The sequence below is a fragment of the Ruegeria sp. A4 genome (assembly GCF_056543025.1).
The window spans coordinates 148,522-166,060 of sequence record NZ_JBQGAW010000004.1; the positions used below are offsets into that span (position 1 = coordinate 148,522).

Here is a 17,539-nt window from a genome sequence, read left to right on the forward strand (position 1 = left end):
TTAGGTTTAGAAATTACGCTGAGTCGGGACAAGCCAAAAAACAGGAGATCCCATGATGGCGACGCTTGAACACACCAACTTCACTGTCCGCGACCCAAAGGCCTCGGCCGATTGGATGCAAAAGGTCTTTGGCTGGAAAACCCGTTGGGAAGGCCCCGCAATTGCCGGCGGGTACACCGTGCATGTCGGCTCGGCCCATACGTATCTGGCACTGTACAAACCTGACGACCCGAAGCAGTCGGATGAAAGCAGCTATGATGTGATCGGCGGGCTGAACCACGTGGGTGTTCTGGTCGAAGACATCGATGCCACCGAAGACAAGGTTCTCAAGGCAGGATTCGAGCCCCACAACCATGCCGATTACGAACCAGGGCGCCGGTTCTATTTTCGCGATGACAACGGGGTCGAGTTCGAAGTGGTGCAATATGATTGAGATGATTTGGCTTTGCACCCCATCGCAGCGTTGGCGCAGGTCGCGGCATCCCGATCATCGGCACAGGCCCCACCCCAAATCAAAACGGCGCGAAGTCGCGAATTGATCGCTGCTGACGCTGTCACCTCTTGCAATTCACGTGGCATTTGGGTCAGGTAACTGCCAATCTAACATTCGCCCCGACGCTCCTGTGCGGCGGGGCGACTCAATTTATGCGTGGACGTAGAGAGTATGGAAAAGATCCCGATGACGCCTGCGGGCAATGCCGCGCTCGAGGCTGAGCTGAAGAACCTCAAATCCGTTGAACGCCCGGCGATCATCGAAGCCATCGCCTCGGCGCGCGAGCTGGGCGACCTGAAGGAAAACGCCGAATATCATTCTGCCCGTGAAAAACAGGGCTTCATCGAAGGTCGCATCAAGGAACTGGAAGGTATTCTGTCGCTGGCTGATGTCATCGACCCGGCAAAATTGTCGGGTGCGGTCAAATTTGGCGCAAAAGTCACATTGGTCGACGAAGATACCGATGAAGAAAAGACCTGGCAGATCGTTGGTGAATACGAGGCCAATATCGAAAACGGCCTGCTGAACATAAAATCCCCCATCGCCCGCGCCCTGATCGGCAAAGATGAAGGGGACAGTGTCGAAGTGCGCACACCCGGCGGCGTGCGCTCTTACGAAATCCTGAGTATCGAGTACGCCTGACCGGAGCGCATGTAATGTCGGGGCCAAAACCTGACCCGGAAACCGAAAAGCCGACGTCGCTGGGCATCTATGATCGCCCGAAGACTCCGGCTGTCACCGAAATCGAGATTGCCGCACTGGTGCTCAGCCTGATCTGGCTGGTGGTGTCGGTCGTCTTTCTCGTGCTGCCCGGTCAGGGGCAGAACGGTGGCTTTGTCGTCGCCTTTCTGGCCGTGTTCATGCCCGTGGCGATGATCTGGGTTGCGGCCACCGCGATGCGCGCCAGCCGGGTGATGCGAGAGGAAAGTGCGCGGTTGCAAACGGCAATCGACGCGATCCGGCAGGCCTATGTGGCGCAGCAGCAGCGCGCCTCCAGCACCTATGAACCTGCGGTGACCAAAAAGCTGGATGAAATCGCTGCGGCCACAAGGAAAACCGAAGACGCCCTGGCGACGTTCTCGACCAAACGCACGGCGCGTTCTGCCACGGCCGCGCAGTCTTCCGCTCAGGGCGACCAGACCTCGTTGGAACTGGGCACACCTGCGGAAGAGATCACACCGCCGCTGAGTACCGAGGTTTTCATCCGCGCCCTGAACTTCCCCGAAACGCAGGATGACACCGAGGGGTTCAATGCGCTGCGTGTTGCATTGAAGGACCGCAAGACGGCACAGCTTGTGCAAGCTTCGCAGGATGTTCTGACGCTGCTCAGCCAGGAAGGCATCTACATGGATGACCTGCGGCCCGACAAGGCCCGGCCAGAAATCTGGCGCCAGTTCGCCCAGGGCACACGCGGGCGCGCCGTGGCGGCGCTGGGGGGCGTACGCGACAGATCCTCACTTGCGCTGACGGCAGCCCGGATGAAACAGGATCCGATTTTCCGCGACGCCGCGCACCATTTCCTGCGTCGGTTTGACAAGATGATGGCCGAGTTCGAACCCACGGCAAGCGATGCGGAACTGAGTGAACTGGGTGAAACCCGAACGGCCCGCGCATTCATGTTGCTGGGTCGCGTGGCGGGCACGTTTGATTAATCCGACCCGACAATCCACGACATTTTGGTCGCGCTGCTGAAATTGAACAGATACTTCAGCGGTCCGGTTTTTTCTTGACCCACAGGCTGGAACCCCTCGCGCTCGTAAAGGCTGCGGGCGCGGGGGTTCGTGTCGATGACATCAAGCTGAACCTCTGACATGTCGCGGTTGCGGGCCTCGGACTTGATGGCATTCAGCAATGCCGTGCCCACTCCTTTGCCGCGCGCTTCGGCAGCGACAAAAATGCCATCCATCTGGAACACGCCCGGTTTCAGTTCGCGCTCCAGCACGCTCAGAACCAAGGCGCGCCACGTCGCCCCGAACCAGCCATAGACCTGCGCCAGATCAGACATATTGCCCCCCGCAAAAGAGCCGTCACGTGTCTTGAAACCTGCCAGACCCAGCATCCGGCCCGTTTCATCCCGTGCAACCAGCGCGAAATCCGGGTTCAATGCGATTTCAAAGAAAGCCAATCCTTTTTCGTCCGGTCCCATGACTTTGCCCAGCTTGGTCGCAAATGCCTGCCAGAACAGTGCTGCCGCTTCCGCGCGTTCCTGATCGGCGAACCCTCTGGAAATCGTGACCGTCACAACCCGAAACTTCCATACGGAAGGAACCGGACCATATCGCCCGGTTTGACATGGCGCGCACCGTCCTCGATTTCGACCAACCCTTCAGCCCAGCTGAGGCCACTGATCCGGCCTGATCCTTCCGAGTGGAAAACCTCGGCCCGCCCATCCCGCATTCTTGCTCGCAGATATTCCCGGCGACCGGGCTTCTTGCGCTTTTCAAAGGCGGCAGGCACTTCGAAACCTTGCGGTTCAGCCCAGCCTTCGCCGGACATCAGCCCCAAAGCCGGACGCGCGAAAATCAATGTACAGACCATGGCGGCAACCGGATTTCCGGGCAGGCCAAACACCGGCACGCCAGACCACAATCCCAAAGCCAGCGGCCGCCCGGGTTTCAACGCAATGCGCCAGTGCTGCATCGCTCCGGCCTGACGCAACAGGGCCGAAACATGGTCTTCGTCACCCGCTGACGCGCCACCACTGGTCAAAATCACATCCGCCTGTTCCGCAGCCTGATCCAATCGATCCCGCAAGGCGTCCCGATCATCCGAAACACGCCCCATATCCACGGGCACGAACCCCATACGTTCGATCAAGGACAGCAGCATTGGGCGATTGGCGTCGAAAATCTGACCCGGACCAGCGCTCTCTCCGGCTTCGACCAATTCATCACCCGTAGAGACCACGGCCACGCGAAGCGGTTTGCGCACGTTGACTTCGGCAATCCCCACGGCAGACAGCAGCGCAAGATCGGCAGGGGTCAGTCTGCGCCCGGCAGGAAGGGCGATTTCGCCTGCGGTCACATCTTCTCCCGCGCGCCGTGTGTTGGCGCCTTTTTTCAGCGGGCCGTGGAAGGCTATGTGGCCGTCCTTGACCGTGACATCCTCTTCCAGAATGACCGTGTCGACACCGGCGGGCAGCGCCGCCCCCGTCAGCACGCGCAAGGCCCAACCTTCACGCACGTCACCGTCGAACGGGATCCCTGCCGCCGCGCGCCCGTCAATCAATGGCATGATCTGTGGGCCATCAGGGGCGGGGCCAGCAAACCCGTACCCATCCACGGCCGTATTCGGTTGCGGCGGGTTCGAACGTCGGGCGACCACATCCCCGGCCAGAACGCGCCCGCATGCCTGGGTCAGCGCCATCGTCTCAGATGCGGTAATCGGGTGCAGCCTGTCACGCAAACAGGCCAGCGCCTCATCCACCGGTGTCCAGTTGACCCCGGCGGGCAAGGCAAAACAATCGTTCCGCAACGGGGGCGGGGCTATGTTCGGCTTGTCCTGAGGCACACCCAATATCCAACCTTCCTCTGCCGCTGAGACGTTCAATTGCGCATCCAACTCCTGCTCTGTCAAACCCGACAGAGTCAAGGCGGCCTGTTCAACCTGCCAGGCATCTTTGATCCGCCCTTCCGGAGGCGCGCCCAAGGTCAGAGACGGCCAGATTTCCACGAAGGCGACTGGTTTATCCAGCGGTTCGAACGGCCAGACCGAGATTTGCCCGGCAAACCGATGGCGAAGCCGGTTTAGAATCGGCAGCCCCATCATGACTTGGCCACCAACCGCGCCTGCCCCTGCCATCTGCCAGCAGGTGAAGCTTCCTTTTGCCAGAGTCTCAACGACACGACGGTTCGGGAACGGGTTGGAATAGTCCGATTTGGTACGCGGCAGGCCGTCAATATCTCGGCGCAATCCATTCATCCAGAACGGACCACGGCCGTCAAACTGAAGGTTGATCCGACCCGCCAGATCAAAGCGGTTGTTGGCCTTCGGAGAATCCTCGATTTGTTGGTCGAACCAATCCCACAACGCCAGCGGATCGTCCGTTCCGGTCATCGCCCGTGCGAAGCCGCAAGGATATCCAAAAGGAAAATCGAACCCAAGAAGCAGGCGGCGACCGGCCTTCAGTTCGGCGCGGATCAGAGCATCCAACCTCTGCTCGGCTATCCGCCTGTTGCGCAGGTATTCGGGGTCATGCGCTTTTCCGTTTCGTGCAATGCAGGCCCAGATCGCATCCTTGCGCGGGGTCGGCCCGGTGTCGTTTCCGCCAGACCAATCCACCATTGCAAAGGTCTGGAACAGGCTCACAAACCGGCCTCTTTCAGGATGAAGTCAGCAATCCCGGCAGTATCGTCCAGATCATAGACCGGGCGGTCCAGATCCAGCGGAGTGTCGCTGGCCACCGCGCGGATGGTGCCATTTTCAGGTGCCATCAGCGCATGGCCCGCCTCAACGCGATACGCTTCGATCTTGGGGTGGTCCTCGCGCTTGAACCCTTCGACCAACACCAGATCGACCGGCGAGAGCCTCGCCAGCAGCTCGGCCAGCGGCGGTTCAGGCGCGCCCCGCAATTCCTGCATCAAAGCAATACGTTGCCCCGAGGCAAGCAGCACCTCGCTGGCGCCCGCAACGCGGTGCCGGTAACTGTCGGTGCCCGGCTGATCCACATCCACGCTGTGATGCGCGTGCTTGACCGTAGAGATCGTAAAGCCCCGGCCTGTGATCTCGGCCACCAGCCGTTCCATCAGCCCGGTTTTGCCGGCATTCTTCCAGCCTGTGACGCCGAAGACCCTCATGCCTGCTCCAGCAAAGTTCGGGCACGGTCCAGATCTTCGGGCGTGTTGACGTTGAAAAACGGATCAAACGGGTCGGCGCTGAACAATGCCTCGCGCCCGTCATGTTTGTCGGTCCACAGCACCACCTTGCGCAACCCGTCCATCAGCGCCGCCCGCAGATCATCGCGCAGCGCCACGGGCCAAAGCCCGAATGTCGGGTGTCGGTTGACTCGCTTGCCGCCACCGGATTTCAGCGCCTCGTCGCCCGAACGCGGCGTGGTGGCCAAAACCAACGGGTGTACCTGCCCTTCCGCAGCCTGCGTCAGTCGCGCCACCAGATCGCGCGGGAAAAATGGCGTATCCGCAGCAGCTGTCACGATGCAGTCCGCCCCCTGCTCTGCCGCCCAGTCGAGCCCGGCCAGCACACCGGCCAGAGGCCCGGCAAACCCTTCGATCGTGTCAGGCAGGACGGGCAGGCCCAGATCAGCGAAGCGCTCAGGGTCGCCATTCGCGTTCAACGCCAACCCACTTACCTGTGGGGACAGACGGTCAATCACATGGGACAGCAGGCTCTGCCCCCCGATCTGCAGCAAACCTTTGTCGCCACCACCCATACGTGTGGCCTGCCCGCCTGCAAGAATGACGCCAAGCGGTTTCGTCATGATGGGTCCTCGATCTCCGGCCATTTTTGGAATTTCTCCAGCGGTGAAAAAATCCAAACCCCACTACCCGCACCAAGCAAAATGAAACACAGGCTCACAGGAAGTCCGGAAAAGTCGGCCAAGACATGGCTCAAGCGAATGAAAGCGAAAAAGAGCACCAAAACCGCCACAGGCGCGAAAAACAACCAGAAAAAGCACCGATACCTGCGAAGTGATCGTCTGATTTCGTTTGGCAAAACGACTGAGGCTGGCAAACCTTGAAGAAGGGTACGTTGCAACACGGCGCTTTGTTTTTGCACCGCCAATCCCCAAGCTGCCCATCCCATCCGGAATGGGGCAAACAGGTCGAATGTGCCGATGTATTCTCTTGCCTCCCACCCCAATCGATCCAAAATTTCTTCGTCCAACCGTGCCATGCCCTCTACGATTGCTCGTTTGCTGCGCGCGTAGTTTCGCGCAGCAAGAATGCTCAGCGGCAAGATACTGACTGCAACAACAAACAGGAAAAAAAGTCTAAGGGTTTCCAAAATCATCCTGCACTTTTCCGGCGGTGTTTCCTGTCTTCGATCGCTACGGTTGACGGGTCCACGTCGCGCAGCAGGCGATCCTCACCCGACAGGCAGACAAAGCGCTGGCCGCGCATCCGCCCGATCAGCGTCAGCCCGACCTCGCGCGCGATCTCGACGCCCCAGGCGGTGAAGCCCGAGCGGGAAGCCAGTACCGGAATCCCCATCATCGCCGTTTTGATCACCATTTCGGATGTCAGGCGACCAGTGGTATAGAGAATCTTGTCCTCGGCACCTTCTCCTTCTGACAGCATCCAGCCAGCGATCTTGTCGACGGCGTTGTGGCGGCCCACGTCCTCCATATAGACCAGCGGGCGGTTTTCACGGCACAGGACCGTGCCGTGAATCGCTCCGGCCTCGAGGTACAGCGACGGAGTGCGGTTGATCTTCGTGGCCAGATCATACAGCCAGGAGGTGCGCACCTGAACCTGCGGCAGCTGCACGTCTTCCAGCCCCTCCATCATGTCGCCAAATACAGTACCCACGGCACACCCGCTGGTGCGGGTCTTTTTCTTCAGCTTGTCCTCGTACGATGTTTCGCGCGCGGTTCGGACGATCACGGTTTCAAGATCGTCATCATATTCCACGCGCGTGATTTCGTCATCCGACAGCAGCATCCCCTGATTGCGCAGAAAGCCCAGCGCAAGATATTCGGGATAATCGCCAATCGTCATCGCCGTCACGATTTCCTGCGAATTGAGGAAGATCGTCAGCGGGCGTTCCTCGACGACAGATATCTGGCTGATTTCACCGTTCTGGTCCATGCCCTCGACCGCTCGGGTCAGGCGCATCGCGCCCGGATCAGGGGCGATAAGATAGTCCGACAGATCGAATTCCGTGGCCAATTGCAACCCCTTCCCAAGACAGTTACTGCTGCATGAATCACCATAGGATTTAGCCATGGCCTCTGCCACATCCAAGTCATACTTCTGGAAAGGTTTTCGGGACGGGACGCCGTTTATCTTCGTCGCCGTGCCCTTTGGCCTTCTGTTTGGTGTTTTTGCGACGGAGGCCGGGTTGACCCTTGTCCAGACGATGGCCTTTACATCGACCGTTTTTGCAGGTGCCGCGCAATTCGCGGCGTTGCAATTGTTGCAGGACAACACCCCGACCGTGATCATCATAATCTCGGCGCTGGCCGTGAATCTGCGCATGGCGATGTATTCCGCATCACTGACACCTTACCTGGGTTCCGCGCCCATGTGGCAGCGTGCCTTTGCGGCATATCTGACCGTGGATCAATCTTATGCCTGCTCGATCGTGCGGTTCGAGAAAGAGCCCGACCTGTCAGTGCCACTACGCATGGCCTATTTCGTGGGCTCTGTCACGCCGATCACACCGCTTTGGATTCTGAGCACTTATCTAGGCGCGGTGCTGGGTGCGCAAATACCGGAAAGCTGGGCGCTGGATTTTGCCCTGCCTATCACCTTTCTGGCCATGATAGGGCCGATGATGCGGACCTTTGCACATGTGGTCGCGGCCCTTGTGGCCATCACGATATCGTTGTTGACCGTCGTAATCCCGTTCAATCTGGGTCTGTTGATCGCCGGATGCGCTGGAATGGTTGCCGGAGCACAGGCGGAACTGATCCTCGAACGCAGAAAGACGCGACAATGACACAGCCCGATTCCGTCACCATCTGGACCATTATCATCGGGCTTGCCATCGGCAGCTATGCGCTGCGCTTTGTCTTTATCGGTTTTGTGGGTGATCGCTCGATGCCGCCTTGGCTGCTGCGTCACCTGCGATATACAGCGGTGGCCATCCTTCCTGCGTTGATCGCACCGCTGGTGGTTTGGCCCTCTGCCACCGAAGGGCAGCCTGATCTGCCACGTATGTCGGCGGCAGCAGTTGCCCTGGCGGTCGGAGTGATCAGCAAAAACGTGATAGCGGCCATCTTTTCCGGGGCCGCCACGCTCTATGGTCTGCTTTATCTACTGAGTTGAGACAGCGTCGAGCTGGTTGAGACGCGCATTGTTTGCCGCCAAACCTTTTTGCAGATCCGCATCGTCATTTTCCCGATATTCTTCGGTAACGACGCCCGGAATCTGCGCAAACTGTTCCGACAGGTTTACCGGATAGAACGTCACATCAATCTGCTCGAACCCCGGCACCTGCTTCAACAGTTGAGAAGTCGAGTTAGTGCAGAACGCTCCGGCGACCGGACCGGATTGCTTTGCCAGTTGCAAGGCGATTTCAGCCTGTTGCGGGCTCACCTGAATAGTCTGTATGCGGGCATAATGCGTCTCGCGCGCGTGCGAGCTGCGATAAGCTCGTTCGACCGCCGGGGTAATGCCGTAAAGCACATCATCCTTCACCGGAACCACATCCGCCCGGAACGAACCGGCAGGATCAAAGATCACCCGCTCGCTGCCCGAGATCATCAGCGACGTATGCGCGCCCGATCCGGTGCGTGTATTGATCATTGTGTACAGCGTCAGGGTCGCTGGCCCCGGATCACGGTAGGACCGGGACACGATCTCGTTCCGATCCGCCTGTGGACGGTTCGAATTGGCGCAGCCCGCCACTGTCACTGCCAGCAAGCAGGCAATCAATATCCTGAACAAGTCAGCCCCCGAAACGATTAGGAGGCGAAAACCGCCAGGAACAGGCACAGGAAGGCAATGGCGACCACACACCACGTGGTGGCCTTGATGAAACCGTTGAATGTCTTGGTTTGGACCGTGATGTCCATTTCGCCGTGCTTGTGTTCAGCCATGAGTCTCAGATTCCCAATTCGCGTGTTTGATCTGTTGGATAATGGAAAACAGAACGCCTGTCACGACGTCATTCGCGCGCAGGACGCTGTTACTTGAGAACCGAACAACCGGGATACCCGAACCCCCACCGCCAGGGCAGGCCGCTGCACGGCCCGCCACCGAATCGCACCGCCCCGTACATTGCATCCGCAGTGATCGCGTGCACGCTGCGAATCTGTTCAGGCGACATGTTGTACTGGTCGGCATAGTCCTCGGCATGGTTGTCTCCGTGCTGCACCACACAGGCGTGCAAGGCGTCATCCGCTGCCAGACGTGCCTCATAGCTTTCGTTAGCTGTCTCTGCACCGCCAGCATTGTGATATGCCCGGTCGTGGATGACGCAGCAGTACTCCCACGGCGGGTGTTCTTGATATAGCGCGCCAACCTGTGGGAATTGCTTTGCCACCCAGCGCCAACTGGCTGACAACCCGCCTGAACAGCCATCGGTTTCAAACGGCGTCAGTTCGGCGTCCTTGCTTTGCTCGATCAGGGCGCGGTGGCCCGGCATCTCAAATCCGCGCATCAGATCCTGTGCCCATGCCGACAGTGGCAGCAGAGACAGAAACAGCGCCATGTTAAGGACTTTCATCGCGCATCGCCTCTGTATCGACCTGCAATCCAAAGGTGGTTGCCAGCCACAGCAACAGCCGCTCGCCCGGCCCCATTTCAGCGCGTATGCGCAAAACCTCATTGGCCATGGCCGGGCGGTCGGTAATCAAACCATCCACACCCATCGAGGCCATCCTGGACATCTGCAACGGATCATTCACCGTCCAGACATAGATATCCTTGCCGGCGTCCTGCACCTTGCGGATCAGCCCGGGTGTCACCATGCCTGCATTGACGGCAACAAATTCACCTTCCAACCCCGACAGATCCCCAATGGCCGTGGCCGCCAGCACACCAGAGCGCCAGTCGGGCCGCAACTTTTCCATCTTTTGCACGGCCGGGTATTTCAGCGACATGGTGGCAACGTCGGTCTGCATCCCAAGCTCTTCGACAAGGCCGATCACCCGATTTTCCAGATCGACGTCGTGACCATAATATTTCAGCTCGATAAGAACCTTCGACTTGCCCTTGGCCGCTTCCAGTACCTCTCGCAGGGTCGGGGTCCGCTCTGCGGCGTATTCCGGTCCGAACCAGCTTCCGATGTCGATATCAGCAACATCCTGCATCGTCGCATCCCAGACCTTCAGGTTGACGCCGGCCAATTTCATGAAATCGCTGTCATGGGCCACGACAACCACATCATCCGCCGTTTCCTGAACGTCTATCTCAACCCAGTCCGCACCATCCTCGATCGCTTTCAAGACCGAGGCCATCGTGTTTTCAGGTCGCAAGGCCGCAGCGCCCCTATGGCCGATGACCTCGGCTTGATCCGGCGCCTGCACGCGTTCCAGCAAGCTTTGCCCAAGCCAGAAGCCCACGCCCAACGCGGCCAAGGCCGCCGCGACAGTGACAAGAACCGGTACGCGGATCCTTCGGGGTTCTGGATGGGGAACGTCCTTGGTCTCAGCTTCAAAGAAACCGTCCAGCAACACCGCCAATGCGCCCAGCGCCGTGGCCGCCAGAACCAACCCTGCCAGGGACCAAAGCCCCGCAATGACCAGGCTGAGGATCAATGCCAGTCTGAGGCTGCCGCCTTCCTGCAAGGGCACAACCGCAAACAACAGACCGGCCACCGCCGCAATCAGAGCCGCAATCACAAGCCGCAGTCCCAGCCAAAGGGCAAGCTCGATCTTCAAACGCCCGCGCTTGCCTTCCATCTTTTGTTCGCTTTTCGCGAATGCTCCGCGTGGTGAGGCCCCCTCGAACAGGACCAGATGCAACGCCAGCGCCCATCCCGACAGTCGGCGGATCAACACCCATGCCAACGCAAGAACGACAAGTCCGATCAGAACCACGGCCACCTGAAAGGCCGGAGGGTGGAATGTCAGGTAATAATTGATGTCATATTCCGTCAGCGTCCACCATGCGATCAACCCCGCGATGGCCACAAACGGCAAGGCGAGCAGCAGAACGCGCAGGATGAACCGAACGGCAAATCCGAACAGCGCCGGAAAGCGGGACAGGTTCAGTGCCAGTGCCGCACTGCCTGCGCGCCAGGGGTCGTTTTCTCCCATGCGCAAGGACCCGGCCATGACCGCGAACACAAGCACCTCGGCCAGCAAGAACAGACTGAGCACAGCAACACCCGCGATGAACCCTGCCGGAGACAGCAGGAACATCGCAATGTCCTGATCGGTCAGAGCGGTCTGATTTGACAGAGAGACCGCCAGATTGACAGCCACAGCCACACCCGGCGCGATCAGCGCCACCAGCAGCAGGCGCACAGCGACATAAATTGGCACAAAGACCCGGCGCCGTTCCCAGGCACCTGCATAGGCATGTGTTACTGCTTGAAAGAACCTTGTCACGTGGGCGCCTCCGGACTGATGCAGTCATTCAAAGGCGCGCAAGCGTGAATTGCAAGTCAGCTGTCTTCCAGATCCGCCGCCAGACGGAAACCGATGCGGTTGGCGGGTTTGTCCTCAACCGATTTGGGCAAGGCGCGCAGCATCACGTTCAACTGGCTGACATGCTGCACCAATTGCGTGCGGGCCCCGGTTCCGTCAGATCCGTAAAAAGTGATCATGTCGGGGTCGAAATACCCCATCCCTTCGATCCGCATGACGCCGGCATCGCCGCCGGTAAAGCCCATGGCGACTTCGTGATCGCCGTCCAGCGTCTTTTCAAAGTTCTGGATATACAGGATCAGACGCTCGTAAGCCCATTGCGCCGGGCTTTTGTTGGCAACTGGCTTCTTCAACCCCTCGGGCAGGTCTTTGGCTCCGGATTCTGCATTGGGATCCGCGTGCACCTCGTGACACCGCGGCAAAGCGGCGGCTTCGGCGGCCTCGGCCGAGGTTTCGATCTGGTCCTGCATTCTTCTAACCTTTGCGCTGATACAGCCATGCCCCGTCAGCGCGTTGCGTCCGGGTTACCGCACCAATGTGGTAGAGATGATTCACATGCGCAACCGCCTCAACCAGCGCAAGCCCATATTCGCCTTCGCGGATCGTGCGTTTGAACAGTGGCAGAAAACAATCCGCGGCCGCTCTGGGTTGATCCAGATGCTTCAACAGGCGGTCCAACGCGCCGTGGTGGTTGTCGATCAGCTGTTTCATCCTCAGCGGCAGGCCCGAAAACGGCAGCTTGTGCCCGCCCAGAACCAGATGATCGGGCCGGGCAAGCGTCTGCAACCGCTCGCAGGCTTCCAGCCACGCTGAAACCGGATCGGCCATCGGTTCCGTGGCATAGACGCCCAGATTGGGACTGATCGAGCTGAGAATCTGATCGCCGCTCAACACCAGATTGTCGTCAGGGCTCCAGAAGGTGGCGTGTTCCGGCGCGTGGCCATTGCCCATATGCACATCCCAGTCGCGCCCTCCCATTCGGATCACGTCGCCCTGCTTGATGCGGGCAAAGCCCAGCGGCATGGGGTAAACCGTGTCGGCAAAGTTGAACGGACGATCCTTCATCCGCGCATTCAGAACCTCGGGCGCCATGCCGGCGTTGCGATAGAAATCAAGCGTTTCCTGCGGCCATGTCTCTTGCACATCCAGCGTCAGCATCCGCGCGAACAGCCATGAGGTGCGGCTTGTGACCAGCTCGGCCCCGTGTTCCGACTGAAACCACCCGGCATTGCCGACATGGTCAGGATGATGATGGGTCACCACCACACGGGTGATCGGTTTGCCTTTCAAAGGCCCGCCCATCAGGGTTTCCCAGATACGCCGCGTCTTGTTCGACGACAGCCCGGTGTCAATCACCGTCCAACTTTCGCCATCGTCCAGCGCGTAGATATTGACGTGATCCAGCGCCATCGGAAGAGGCAGGCGCATCCACAGGACACCCTCGGCAACCTCGACGGCTTCACCCGGCGCGGGCGGTTCAGCCCACGGATATCTGATCCCCGATACGCGATCCCCGTCCATCACGCCGCCAACTCATCCGGGCTGAGCGAGAAGAGGTCATCCGCGCCGCTTTGCACCCGCGCCAGAAGCCCGGAATGCTCGGGCAACAAGGCGTTGATGTAGTAGCGCGCCAGTTTGGCCCGTGGTCCTTCCGGATCGGCCAGTGCCGCGGACAGGTGATAATGCCCGCCAAGAACCCGGGCAAATGCCTGAAGATATGCCGTTGCGCCTGCAAACCGATCGTTCATGTCGTCTTGCGCCACCAACCATTCGGTTGCCTCGCGCAGGGTTTCTGTTGCCTCCCACACTGGACCGGCCAGATCGGGCATCGTCGTACGCGCGTGCTCGGCCTGTTCTTCGATCTCGTCCAGAAGGTTCGATGCCGCCTCGCCCCCGTCCATCATTTTGCGCGCAACAAGGTCCATGGCCTGAATGCCGTCGGTTCCCTCGTAAATCGCGGTCACGCGAACATCGCGGGAATATTGCGCCGCGCCTGTTTCTTCGACAAAGCCCATGCCGCCATGCACCTGTACGCCGGTTTCTGCCACGCGTATCCCGGTCCGGGCCCCAAAGTTCTTGCCGATTGGCGTCAACAACGCGGCCCGCGCGGCCCAATCGGCGTCGCCGGTGGCTTTCGCCATGTCAATCGCGGTCGCGTTGGCCAGAAGAATAGCCCGAGCTGCAAAGATATCGGCGCGCATATCCATGATCATGCGACGCACATCCGCATGTTCGATGATCGTACCAGAAGGCGTCCTGCCCTGCTTGCGTTCCAGCGCATAGGCCAAAGCGTGCTGATAGGCGCCTTCCGCAACGCCCACACCCTGGCCACCCACGCCCAGGCGGGCGTTGTTCATCATGGTAAACATGGCCGCCATACCACCATGTTCCTTACCCACAAGCCATCCTTTGGCGCCGTCATATTGCATCACGCAGGTGGGAGAGCCATGCAGGCCCATCTTGTGTTCGACGGAAACAACCTTCAGGTCGTTGGCCACGCCGGGATTGCCATCCGCATCGGGGATGTATTTCGGCACCAGAAACAAGGAAATGCCCTTGGTGCCGGGCACACCGTCCGGCAGACGGGCCAGAACCAGATGGCAGACATTTTCAGCAAAGTCGTTGTCGCCCCAGGAAATGAAGATCTTCTGCCCGGTCACCGAGTATGTGCCATCACCGTTTGGTTCGGCCTTCGAGGTCAGCGCGCCCACATCCGATCCGGCCTGAGCTTCGGTCAGGTTCATGGTCGCAGACCATTCACCCGAAATCATTTTGGGCAGATACAGTGACTTCAATTCGTCGCTGGCGTGGTGTTCCAACGCCTCGATCTGGCCCTGCGCCATCAGCGGAGCAAGTTGCAGCGACAGGCAAGCGGCGCTCATCATCTCGTTCACGGCAGTGGTGACAGCCATCGGCAGGCCCATTCCGCCATATTGGGGATCAGCGCTGATCCCGATCCACCCGCCTTCGGCAATCGCCTTCCAGCCATCGGCATAACCCGGAGAGCTGCGCAGCACGCCATTCTCAAGCCGCGCTGGTTCCAGATCACCGGCACGCTGCAACGGGGCCAGAACCTCTTCGCTCATCTTGGCCGCTTCGGTCAGGATGGCCGTGACGACATCGGCGCTGGCATCTGCAAAAGTCTCGGTGGCGGCGACCTTGTCGAACCCGACGACATGGTCCAGCAGAAATTGATAATCTGAGATTGGGGCGCGATAGGGCATGATTTCTCTCGGGGTTTAACGGATCGGAATACATCGGCGGGCTTGGAATCAAGTGCAAGCGCCGGTAAGCGTGTGGGCCTGAACCGATTACGTACCTTACCTCAAGTTCCAGGCAACCAAAACGCGGCGTCATCAGATATGATCTCATCCGGCACACAGGAATTGACGGCAGATCCCGGCGGCATCGCGCAGGCTGCCGATTTTTTGCGCCAGGGTCTTCTGGTCGCTTTTCCGACCGAAACGGTCTATGGCCTTGGCGGCGACGCCCGCAACGGACAAGCCGTCGCATCGATTTACGAGGCCAAGGGACGGCCCAGCTTCAACCCGCTGATCGCTCATGTCGCCTCGGTCGAAGCGGCCCAGCGCTTTGTGCAATGGTCGGATCTGGCCGAGCAGCTGGCACAGGCCTTCTGGCCCGGTCCTCTGACCCTGGTTTTGCCGTTGCGCGAAGGGCACGGGGTTTCCTCGCTGGTGACCGCCGGGCTGGACACTCTGGCCGTGCGGGCACCTGCGCATCCGACGGCGCGTGCGCTGCTGGCCGACTTTGACGGACCGGTCGCGGCCCCTTCGGCTAATCCCTCGGGTCAGATCAGCCCCACGACGGCGGCTCATGTGTGGTCCGGTCTTGGCGGAAAGATCGCGGCTGTTCTGGACGACGGCCCCTGTGCGGTGGGTCTGGAATCCACCATTGTCGGTCTGGCCGGAGAGCCCACATTGCTGCGTCCGGGCGGCGTTGCGTTGGACCGAATCGAAAGCGTGCTGAACATGCACCTGCACCTACACCAATCCGGCGATCTGCTGACCGCTCCGGGACAGTTGCAGTCGCATTATGCGCCCGACGCCCCGGTCCGCCTGAACGCTACTGCGCGTCACGGGGATGAGGTTCTGCTGGGCTTTGGGCCAGTGGATTGCGACCTGAACCTGTCTGTCGAAGGACGTCTGACCGAGGCGGCCGCAAACCTCTTTGCAGCCCTTCACAGGCTGAACGAGACCGGCCGACCCATTGCCGTATCTCCGATCCCGAACACCGGATTGGGGGCCGCAATCAACGACAGGCTGCGCCGCGCCGCTGCACCACGCGACAGCTGATCAGGCCCGGCCTGCGCTGGCGGACAACGTCAGAGGATCCACCCCGAGCGTCGCCAAGGCAGCTTCCCATTTTTCGTCATCAGGCACGTCGAAGACAAGTTTCGTCGTCGCTTCGGTGGTCAGCCAGCCGTTCATCGCTATTTCGTCCTCAAGCTGACCCGGGCCCCAGCCGGAATAGCCCAGCGTCAGCATCGAATTCAGTGGTCCGCTGCCAGAGGCCAGATCTTCAAGCACATCCAGCGTCGCCGTCATGCTGAAATCCGCGGAAATATGCATCGAATGCAGATTGGCCTCATAATCGGCGCTGTGCAGGACAAATCCGCGCGACATCTCGACCGGGCCACCGAAATGCACCAGGCGCTCTCCGATCACCGGGATACTGCAGGCGATGTTCAGTTGCCCCAGCAACGTCTTGATTCGCAGATCCGAAGGCTTGTTCACGATCAATCCCATGGCGCCATCGTCGCCATGGCTGCACATATACACCACCGAATGGTCGAATCGCGGATCGCCCATTCCGGGCATCGCAATCAACAGTTTTCCGGTCAGGTCCATGGGCCGTCATCTCTTTGTCAGTTCACGTCAACAATGGCCCTGCCGCACCCCAGTTTGCAAGAGACCAACCCGTATTTCGACAGATTTCAGCGCGGTGACCGGATCGTGACTTGGAATCCGCGCCATCGACGCGCATTTATGGGGTATGAAGATGCCGATCAAACCCACCGCCGTCGCCGCGCTCGCGTGTCTGAGCCTGTCCGTTCCAGTTGCCGCGCAAGACTTGGACAACGTGGTTCGGCTGGATGTTCTGGATGGTGGACGGACGACCAACGGCACCTATATGTCCGCGTTGAAACTTACGCTCAAGGATGGCTGGAAGACCTACTGGCGCGCGCCAGGAGATTCCGGCATCCCGCCAGAGTTCGACTGGAAGCGATCCAGAAATGTCGGCCAGGTGGAAATCATCTGGCCCTCGCCCGAAGTCTTTGACCAGAATGGCCTGCAATCGATTGGCTATGAAAATCAGCTGGTCCTGCCCATCAAGGTCACTCCGCGCAACCCGGCAAAACCGGTCCGTCTGAAAGGCAGGATGGATCTTGGGGTCTGCAAAGACGTTTGCATCCCGGAACGCCTGGATTTCGACCACACGCTGGACGCCGAAGCTGATCGCAACCCGGCGATTGCCGCAGCGATGGCGCAAAGACCCTATTCCGCGCGCGAAGCCCGTGTCACCAAGACCACCTGCAACCTGACGCCCACGAAAGATGGGATGCGGATCGAGGCGCGGATGACGATGCCGTCGGCAGGTGGTCGAGAAGTCGCCGTGATCGAACCCGGCAATCCTTCGCTATGGGCCTCGCAACCCGTATCTCAGAGGCAGGGGGATACATTGGTGGCCGAAGCGGAAATCATACACGCATCAGGTGCACCTTTTGCGCTGGACCGGTCCGAGATCCGGATCACCGTTCTTGGGTCCGATCACGCGGTGGATATTCTGGGCTGTAGCGCGGGCTGAAT

21 protein-coding genes are annotated in these 17,539 nt (G+C 59.8%); 7 read left to right on the forward strand and 14 right to left on the reverse strand.

The genetic code is table 11. From position 1 onward, the window contains the following. Nucleotides 1–52: 52 nt before the first annotated feature. From ACR0E2_RS13995 to ACR0E2_RS14005, 3 genes are all read left to right on the forward strand, one after another. Entirely contained in the window at nt 53–433 is a 381-nt protein-coding gene (locus ACR0E2_RS13995) for a VOC family protein (protein ID WP_480446797.1), read from the forward strand. 231 nt (nt 434–664) lie between these two features. Further along, entirely contained in the window at nt 665–1,135 is a 471-nt protein-coding gene (gene greA / locus ACR0E2_RS14000) for a transcription elongation factor GreA (protein ID WP_170346321.1), read from the forward strand. Nucleotides 1,136–1,149: 14 nt separating this feature from the next. Next, a complete protein-coding gene (locus ACR0E2_RS14005) occupies nt 1,150–2,145 on the forward strand; it encodes a hypothetical protein (RefSeq protein ID WP_171634986.1) in 996 nt (331 codons plus the stop codon). Here ACR0E2_RS14005 and ACR0E2_RS14010 read toward each other — a convergent pair. Genes ACR0E2_RS14010 through fdhD form a run of 6 tightly spaced genes read right to left on the reverse strand, consistent with a single transcriptional unit; the run spans nt 2,142 to nt 7,347 of the window. Next, nucleotides 2,142–2,735 carry a GNAT family N-acetyltransferase gene (locus ACR0E2_RS14010; protein ID WP_480446798.1) on the reverse strand — a complete coding sequence of 198 codons (594 nt, stop codon included), beginning with the start codon at nt 2,733–2,735 and terminating at the stop codon, nt 2,142–2,144. The genes ACR0E2_RS14005 and ACR0E2_RS14010 overlap by 4 nt on opposite strands. After that, on the reverse strand, nt 2,732–4,777 hold the full coding sequence (locus tag ACR0E2_RS14015; RefSeq protein ID WP_480446869.1) for a molybdopterin-binding protein: 2,046 nt from the start codon (nt 4,775–4,777) through the stop codon (nt 2,732–2,734). Before ACR0E2_RS14015 ends, ACR0E2_RS14010 begins: the two co-directional genes overlap by 4 nt. Nucleotides 4,778–4,797: 20 nt before the next feature. Further along, entirely contained in the window at nt 4,798–5,289 is a 492-nt protein-coding gene (gene mobB / locus ACR0E2_RS14020; protein ID WP_480446799.1) for a molybdopterin-guanine dinucleotide biosynthesis protein B, read from the reverse strand. Beyond that, the gene (gene mobA, locus ACR0E2_RS14025; protein ID WP_480446801.1) at nt 5,286–5,930 is read right to left on the reverse strand and encodes a molybdenum cofactor guanylyltransferase MobA; all 645 of its coding nucleotides are present in this window, start codon (nt 5,928–5,930) and stop codon (nt 5,286–5,288) included. Before mobA ends, mobB begins: the two co-directional genes overlap by 4 nt. Beyond that, nucleotides 5,927–6,463 (reverse strand): hypothetical protein, encoded by a 537-nt coding sequence (locus ACR0E2_RS14030; RefSeq protein WP_171641584.1) that lies wholly within the window; start codon nt 6,461–6,463, stop codon nt 5,927–5,929. Before ACR0E2_RS14030 ends, mobA begins: the two co-directional genes overlap by 4 nt. After that, nucleotides 6,460–7,347 carry a formate dehydrogenase accessory sulfurtransferase FdhD gene (gene fdhD, locus ACR0E2_RS14035; RefSeq protein ID WP_480446870.1) on the reverse strand — a complete coding sequence of 296 codons (888 nt, stop codon included), beginning with the start codon at nt 7,345–7,347 and terminating at the stop codon, nt 6,460–6,462. Before fdhD ends, ACR0E2_RS14030 begins: the two co-directional genes overlap by 4 nt. A gap of 49 nt (nt 7,348–7,396) precedes the next feature. Between fdhD and ACR0E2_RS14040 the strand changes: the two genes are divergently transcribed. Continuing rightward, the gene (locus ACR0E2_RS14040; protein ID WP_480446802.1) at nt 7,397–8,113 is read left to right on the forward strand and encodes an AzlC family ABC transporter permease; all 717 of its coding nucleotides are present in this window, start codon (nt 7,397–7,399) and stop codon (nt 8,111–8,113) included. Further along, nucleotides 8,110–8,442, forward strand: a complete 333-nt coding sequence (locus tag ACR0E2_RS14045; RefSeq protein ID WP_171233141.1) for an AzlD domain-containing protein — start codon at nt 8,110–8,112, stop codon at nt 8,440–8,442. Before ACR0E2_RS14040 ends, ACR0E2_RS14045 begins: the two co-directional genes overlap by 4 nt. Here ACR0E2_RS14045 and ACR0E2_RS14050 read toward each other — a convergent pair. From ACR0E2_RS14050 to ACR0E2_RS14080, 7 genes are all read right to left on the reverse strand, one after another. Next, complete coding sequence (locus tag ACR0E2_RS14050) at nt 8,431–9,063, reverse strand: hypothetical protein (protein WP_152456787.1); 633 nt, start codon at nt 9,061–9,063, stop codon at nt 8,431–8,433. The two genes, ACR0E2_RS14045 and ACR0E2_RS14050, sit on opposite strands and share 12 nt — an antisense overlap. A gap of 17 nt (nt 9,064–9,080) precedes the next feature. Then, nucleotides 9,081–9,215 carry an aa3-type cytochrome c oxidase subunit IV gene (locus ACR0E2_RS14055; protein WP_050604020.1) on the reverse strand — a complete coding sequence of 45 codons (135 nt, stop codon included), beginning with the start codon at nt 9,213–9,215 and terminating at the stop codon, nt 9,081–9,083. A gap of 89 nt (nt 9,216–9,304) precedes the next feature. Further along, nucleotides 9,305–9,844 (reverse strand): hypothetical protein, encoded by a 540-nt coding sequence (locus tag ACR0E2_RS14060; RefSeq protein WP_480446804.1) that lies wholly within the window; start codon nt 9,842–9,844, stop codon nt 9,305–9,307. Further along, nucleotides 9,831–11,672 carry a glycerophosphodiester phosphodiesterase gene (locus ACR0E2_RS14065; protein ID WP_480446805.1) on the reverse strand — a complete coding sequence of 614 codons (1,842 nt, stop codon included), beginning with the start codon at nt 11,670–11,672 and terminating at the stop codon, nt 9,831–9,833. Before ACR0E2_RS14065 ends, ACR0E2_RS14060 begins: the two co-directional genes overlap by 14 nt. Before the next feature lie 56 nt (nt 11,673–11,728). Further along, nucleotides 11,729–12,181, reverse strand: coding sequence for a DUF6173 family protein (locus ACR0E2_RS14070; protein ID WP_480446806.1), 453 nt, complete (start codon nt 12,179–12,181; stop codon nt 11,729–11,731). Nucleotides 12,182–12,185: 4 nt separating this feature from the next. Next, nucleotides 12,186–13,232: an MBL fold metallo-hydrolase gene (locus tag ACR0E2_RS14075; protein ID WP_480446807.1), complete on the reverse strand. Its 1,047-nt coding sequence runs from the start codon at nt 13,230–13,232 to the stop codon at nt 12,186–12,188. Then, nucleotides 13,232–14,935, reverse strand: coding sequence for an acyl-CoA dehydrogenase (locus ACR0E2_RS14080; RefSeq protein ID WP_480446808.1), 1,704 nt, complete (start codon nt 14,933–14,935; stop codon nt 13,232–13,234). The genes ACR0E2_RS14075 and ACR0E2_RS14080 overlap by 1 nt, the downstream gene beginning before the upstream one ends. Before the next feature lie 138 nt (nt 14,936–15,073). On the opposite strand from ACR0E2_RS14080, the gene ACR0E2_RS14085 reads away from it, so the two are divergent. After that, nucleotides 15,074–16,024 carry an L-threonylcarbamoyladenylate synthase gene (locus ACR0E2_RS14085; RefSeq protein WP_480446809.1) on the forward strand — a complete coding sequence of 317 codons (951 nt, stop codon included), beginning with the start codon at nt 15,074–15,076 and terminating at the stop codon, nt 16,022–16,024. On the opposite strand, the gene ACR0E2_RS14090 is transcribed toward ACR0E2_RS14085, so the two are convergent. Then, on the reverse strand, nt 16,025–16,579 hold the full coding sequence (locus tag ACR0E2_RS14090) for a YqgE/AlgH family protein (RefSeq protein WP_171724292.1): 555 nt from the start codon (nt 16,577–16,579) through the stop codon (nt 16,025–16,027). It abuts the gene before it with no gap. Between the two features lie 145 nt (nt 16,580–16,724). Here ACR0E2_RS14090 and ACR0E2_RS14095 point away from each other — a divergent pair, with 145 nt between their 5' ends. Then, on the forward strand, nt 16,725–17,537 hold the full coding sequence (locus ACR0E2_RS14095; RefSeq protein ID WP_480446810.1) for a protein-disulfide reductase DsbD domain-containing protein: 813 nt from the start codon (nt 16,725–16,727) through the stop codon (nt 17,535–17,537). Nucleotides 17,538–17,539 lie beyond the last annotated feature (2 nt).

Excerpts from the sequence above, each read along its gene's own strand:
- ACR0E2_RS14005 (WP_171634986.1), top strand. The coding sequence starts at position 1,150 with ATGTCGGGGCCAAAACCTGACCCGGAAACCGAAAAGCCGACGTCGCTG.
- mobB (WP_480446799.1), bottom strand. The coding sequence starts at position 5,289 with ATGAGGGTCTTCGGCGTCACAGGCTGGAAGAATGCCGGCAAAACCGGG.
- ACR0E2_RS14045 (WP_171233141.1), top strand. The coding sequence starts at position 8,110 with ATGACACAGCCCGATTCCGTCACCATCTGGACCATTATCATCGGGCTT.
- ACR0E2_RS14055 (WP_050604020.1), bottom strand. The coding sequence starts at position 9,215 with ATGGCTGAACACAAGCACGGCGAAATGGACATCACGGTCCAAACCAAG.
- ACR0E2_RS14090 (WP_171724292.1), bottom strand. The coding sequence starts at position 16,579 with ATGGACCTGACCGGAAAACTGTTGATTGCGATGCCCGGAATGGGCGAT.
- mobA (WP_480446801.1), bottom strand. The coding sequence starts at position 5,930 with ATGACGAAACCGCTTGGCGTCATTCTTGCAGGCGGGCAGGCCACACGT.
- ACR0E2_RS14070 (WP_480446806.1), bottom strand. The coding sequence starts at position 12,181 with ATGCAGGACCAGATCGAAACCTCGGCCGAGGCCGCCGAAGCCGCCGCT.
- ACR0E2_RS14075 (WP_480446807.1), bottom strand. The coding sequence starts at position 13,232 with ATGGACGGGGATCGCGTATCGGGGATCAGATATCCGTGGGCTGAACCG.
- ACR0E2_RS14040 (WP_480446802.1), top strand. The coding sequence starts at position 7,397 with ATGGCCTCTGCCACATCCAAGTCATACTTCTGGAAAGGTTTTCGGGAC.
- ACR0E2_RS14095 (WP_480446810.1), top strand. The coding sequence starts at position 16,725 with ATGAAGATGCCGATCAAACCCACCGCCGTCGCCGCGCTCGCGTGTCTG.
- ACR0E2_RS14015 (WP_480446869.1), bottom strand. The coding sequence starts at position 4,777 with ATGGTGGATTGGTCTGGCGGAAACGACACCGGGCCGACCCCGCGCAAG.
- ACR0E2_RS14060 (WP_480446804.1), bottom strand. The coding sequence starts at position 9,844 with ATGAAAGTCCTTAACATGGCGCTGTTTCTGTCTCTGCTGCCACTGTCG.
- greA (WP_170346321.1), top strand. The coding sequence starts at position 665 with ATGGAAAAGATCCCGATGACGCCTGCGGGCAATGCCGCGCTCGAGGCT.
- ACR0E2_RS14085 (WP_480446809.1), top strand. The coding sequence starts at position 15,074 with ATGATCTCATCCGGCACACAGGAATTGACGGCAGATCCCGGCGGCATC.
- ACR0E2_RS14030 (WP_171641584.1), bottom strand. The coding sequence starts at position 6,463 with ATGATTTTGGAAACCCTTAGACTTTTTTTCCTGTTTGTTGTTGCAGTC.
- ACR0E2_RS13995 (WP_480446797.1), top strand. The coding sequence starts at position 53 with ATGATGGCGACGCTTGAACACACCAACTTCACTGTCCGCGACCCAAAG.
- ACR0E2_RS14080 (WP_480446808.1), bottom strand. The coding sequence starts at position 14,935 with ATGCCCTATCGCGCCCCAATCTCAGATTATCAATTTCTGCTGGACCAT.